The 3,931-nt window shown below is 39.8% G+C and carries 6 protein-coding genes; all 6 read right to left on the bottom strand.

Translation table 11 applies throughout. The features are described 5' to 3' along the window. On the bottom strand, window positions 1–131 hold a 131-nt coding region (locus tag L652_RS0102290), incomplete at its 3' end, for a biopolymer transporter ExbD (RefSeq protein ID WP_029752985.1). 53 nt (window positions 132–184) lie between these two features. After that, the gene (locus tag L652_RS0102285; protein WP_010552929.1) at window positions 185–712 is read right to left on the bottom strand and encodes a MotA/TolQ/ExbB proton channel family protein; all 528 of its coding nucleotides are present in this window, start codon (window positions 710–712) and stop codon (window positions 185–187) included. A gap of 3 nt (window positions 713–715) precedes the next feature. Further along, complete coding sequence (locus L652_RS0102280) at window positions 716–2,083, bottom strand: MotA/TolQ/ExbB proton channel family protein (RefSeq protein ID WP_024594648.1); 1,368 nt, start codon at window positions 2,081–2,083, stop codon at window positions 716–718. A gap of 10 nt (window positions 2,084–2,093) precedes the next feature. After that, the gene (locus L652_RS0102275; RefSeq protein ID WP_024594647.1) at window positions 2,094–2,846 is read right to left on the bottom strand and encodes a DUF3450 domain-containing protein; all 753 of its coding nucleotides are present in this window, start codon (window positions 2,844–2,846) and stop codon (window positions 2,094–2,096) included. 251 nt (window positions 2,847–3,097) lie between these two features. Next, window positions 3,098–3,712, bottom strand: coding sequence for a DsbA family protein (locus tag L652_RS0102265; protein ID WP_024594646.1), 615 nt, complete (start codon window positions 3,710–3,712; stop codon window positions 3,098–3,100). Window positions 3,713–3,725: 13 nt separating this feature from the next. Next, the coding region (locus L652_RS0102260; protein WP_029752984.1) for a diguanylate cyclase at window positions 3,726–3,931 on the bottom strand (206 nt) is incomplete at its 5' end.

Raw genomic sequence — 3,931 nt, 5'->3', positions numbered from 1 at the left:
CCGGCTTCTTTAACAAAAGAGGCAGTTACAATAAAGAAAATAAGCATGATAAATACAACGTCTAGCATTGGGGTCATGTTTATTTCTTCAGCTTCGTCTTCTTGAAATAGGTTTCCTAACGGGGCTCTCATTTTTATTCTCCTAGGATGAGCGGCTCTATATAAGCCGCTTATCAAAATTTTGCTTAATGGTCTAAAACCATGCTGTCTTGTAGTAGTTCTACTTCGCGCTTAGCTTTTCGTTGTAAGTACGTTGAGGCAAATACCCCAGATAACGCACCTACCATGCCTGCCATTGTCGGGATAGTTGCTTTAGATACCCCTGATGCCATTGAGCGCGCACTACCTGTGCCGGTAATTGCCATTACATCAAACACTTCTATCATGCCCGTCACCGTGCCTAACAAACCAAGTAGCGGGCACAAAGCAACCATCACGTTAATTAAAGAAAGATTGGTGTTTAAGCGCATACCAGCTCGCGATATCATCGCTTCGCGTATTTGCTCTGCATTCCAGCTATCACGTTCTGCACGGTTAATCCAATTGGCTTTAAGAGCGTGTTTATAGCTTCTAAAACCATTAAAAAAGTAAATAAATCGCTCGAGTATCAATAACCACATCGCGAAGATTAACACCCCGATGACCAAGAGAACTTGGCCACCAGTGTCGAGAAAATCACGGATAGCATTGATTGAATCAATCAATAGCACCATGGTTTATGCTCCTTTCTCGCTTCGCTCTGCAATAATACCGGCGCTCTGCTCTTGGATAGTTAACAAGATATTTTTAGCGCGCGTATTAAGTAAGGTGTATAAAAATACCGTTGGTATGGCGACCACTAAGCCCAATACCGTTGTTACTAGCGCTTGAGAAATACCACCCGCCATAAGCTTAGGATCCCCAGTACCAAATAAGGTGATTGCTTGGAATGTATTGATCATGCCGGTTACCGTACCTAATAAACCTAGTAGCGGCGCAACAACAGAGATGATTTTGATAAGTGTTAAATTACGCGTCACTTTTGGCATTTCACGTAAAATAGCTTCACTTAGTTTAAGCTCCAGTGTGTCGTGTGAAACACTTGGAAATTGATCTTTTACTTTCATTACGCGTCCAAGCGGATTGTCATCACGTGCAACTGTATCTTTAAGCTGACGACGAATTTTACCGCCCATAATCAATAGTGAGAAAAAACGCTCAAGTGATATAAGAAGTGCAATAACACCTACGCCTAAAATCACATAACCCACTGTGCCACCTTGATGAACACGTTCTTGTGTATCAGGTGCTTGTACTAATAAACCAAGAATAGAGCCGCCTGTTGGGTCAAGTGCAAATTGCACCACGCCACTTTTAGTGCTTTGTAGCTCTTCTGCTGTTGCAATAAAGCGCGATACAGGTTGGCGAGTTAATTCACTCAAAGAATTAGTCGAGGAATTAAACTCTAAATACTTACCGTTTGATATAAGGTTGAATGCGCCCACTCGCACAACTTCTTGCTGTGCTTTAGTACCGCCTTCAACAATAACACTTGCGTTAAAACGACTTACTTTACCTTGCTCGGTCATTTCGCGTTGTAATTCAAACCATACTTTTTCAATATCTTCTATTGAAGCAAGTTTTGAAGTTGAGCCCATCTTTTGAGCAAGGTCATCCATAAACGTACTGCGCCCAGCAATCTGAGCTGATACTATTGATGTCGCAAATTTATTACTAGAATCCCCTGCAACTTGTTGAAGAACGCCAAACAACTCTTTAAGCGAACCCATGCGTTTAGAAAGCGTGTCTGTTAAGTTAGCAAGTTTTACTTCGTTTTCTTCAAATTGCGTTTCTAGACGCTCAGATTCCACCAGCATTTGATTGCGCTTTGCTTGGGTATTTTTAAGTGTTTGTACTTGCTCGTTTTGGCGAGCAGCAAACTCTTGTTCACGTTGTTTATTTTGCTCGCTTTGAGCTGATTTACCATTTTCGAGCGTTTTAAGTAATGAATCTAAGTTCATTGGCTCTGCCGCTATACTTGCACCAGTAATGCTTAGGCTTGCAGCAAAAAGAGCTATTTTTGTCATTTGAGTAAACAATTTCATTTTCAACCTCTTATTCTGCTGCATGTACTGGCAGAGTTAACATATCTGGGGCAAGTTGTTTACGCGCAATGCGTAAACCTTTATTAATTTGGCTTATTGTAGAGTCTGGTAATGCTTCAAATGATTTTGTCTCTGCATTCCAGCTACCTGCTTTTTTGCCATCGCGTGTTAGGTAAATAAGCTCTAAACGGCCAATGCGTAAAAAATCAACTTCACGCTCTTTGTCATCCACATTTAAAAGTGCGGTATAAGCTTCAATAGTGCGCCCGTAGTCAACTTCTACTTGATACGCTTCAAGTACACGGCGGAATTTTTCACTTGAGTTAATATCAGCACGATTCATCATTTCTTTTAAAGACGTAACGCGCTTAGTGCGCTCATCAGCTAAAAATGGAATATCTAAAGATACAAACTGCTCAAGACCTTCAATCATTCTAAGCATTAGCGGAGTAATTTGACGTTCAATAATAGAAACCTGATCCATTGACAGGTTTAAAGATTCCATCTCTTCTATTTGATTATTTAATTGTTTAGTTAGCTGGGCGTTGTATACAGCTAAACCATCAATCTCTTTATTGAGGGTTTTAAATTGCTGTAAACGTCCTTGCATTGAATCTGCAATCTTGTCTATTTTTGTTTGTGATTGCGCAGCTGATTTATTAATTTCACTGCTTTTATCAATAACCTTATCTAAATCGTTTGCGTGTACTGCTGCACTTGCGGCCACAATACCAGCTAAGATTAATGGTTTAACGCCTTTCATCGCATACACCTTTACTCGTTAGTTAGCGGATTTGCTAGTTTGTTTTTTTAGGTCATAAACTTTGTTATATAAATAATTTATGACTTAATAATTCAATGAGCAGGAGTTTATAGATGAAACATGACAAGGATGTTGCGCAAAAAAGTCGCTTTTATGACAATGGTAACAATTAAGACTTACAAGGAGGTTTTAACGCGAATAAGGGTACTTGCTGGCCAAATACCCCCTATTAAGAAGATGCAAGAAGGTGGTTAATCCAAAATTGAATTAATTTGATTAAGGGAATAGTGCCAATCGGTATAATTAATTTCTATAGGGTAAGCTTTATTATCTTTAATAAGCACTAGTGAGGGAAAACCTTGAATTGGTAAAGTGCGAACAAAGGATAACTCAGCTTTAAATTCATCATTAAGCTCGCTTGACGCTAGCTGCGCCGAAAACTCATCTTTATTTAAGCCAATTTTTTCAGCCAAACTAATTAATGTACTTTCATCAGACGGGTTTTGTGCGTTTAGGTAATAAGCGTGTTGGATAGCAGCCACCATTTGAGCTTCTTTACCCGCTTTACGCGCTATAAGTGCAGCTCTGCATGCGGGATACGTTGAACGCCTTGGCTGGCAATTGCGCCAAAAGTTATAATTAAATTGCGTACCTAGCTGAGCTGAAATTTTATGCCAAGTGCCCTCAAGCATCTCTTTCATATTTTGTGGCATTGGGTCTTGGCTATCGGGAGCAAGACCACCTACTTTATATTCTATTGCCACTTTACCAGCAAGCTCTGATTTTAGCTTAAGCCAGGTTGGTGAGTAACCCCAACACCAACTACACATTGGGTCATGAACATATATTAACTTACTTTGAGACATATTAATCCTTCAACTAGTTTGAGACGACACTATTACGACCAGCAGCCTTTGCACTATAAAGAGCTTCATCAGCTTGCTTTAATGAATCATCATAATCAGTTACTTTATTTACTTGGGAAATACCAATGCTACAGGTGATTGAAATACGCTGCTTGTCATCAGTAAATATAACATGCCCTGCCACGGCTTCTCGAAATTTGTTCGCAATTACAGAGGCTG

Source organism: Pseudoalteromonas sp. TB25, assembly GCF_000497995.1.
Taxonomy (GTDB): Bacteria; Pseudomonadota; Gammaproteobacteria; order Enterobacterales; family Alteromonadaceae; genus Pseudoalteromonas; species Pseudoalteromonas distincta.
This window is presented reverse-complemented; position numbering and strand designations above follow the sequence as displayed.